Annotated in this window: 1 protein-coding gene; it reads left to right on the plus strand. The window is 65.4% G+C overall.

Features of this window, described 5'->3' with window-relative positions; translation table 11 throughout:
* Nucleotides 1-327 (plus strand): sensor histidine kinase (locus SLNSH_RS25105; RefSeq protein WP_425353033.1); only part of this gene is annotated, 327 nt, incomplete at both ends.

The following is a 327-nucleotide window of genomic DNA, read 5'->3' on the forward strand; positions in this document are numbered from 1 at the left end:
CAAGTCGGCCAGACGGTCACGGGTCTTTCCCTGGGCCTCAAGAGCCTCGAACGCTCGCTTGGCGCCAGAGATGACCTCCTGGGACGCGTGCGGTGGCTGCAGGATCTTACCGGCTCCATCGGCCGCGAGATCCACCGCGTTGCTTCCGACTTGAGGCCCACCGCCCTTGATGACATGGGCCTCCAGGCGGCTCTCACGGCCTATGCCCAGGAATGGCAGCAGCGCACCTCCGTGAAGACCTTGGTGCGGCACGGCGGGAAGGCAGACGACCTCACCGAGGAGGTAGCGATCGCCGCATACCGGATCACCCAGGAAGCGCTCAACAAC

Source organism: Alsobacter soli (assembly GCF_003004785.1).
GTDB lineage: Bacteria > Pseudomonadota > Alphaproteobacteria > Rhizobiales > Beijerinckiaceae > Alsobacter > Alsobacter soli.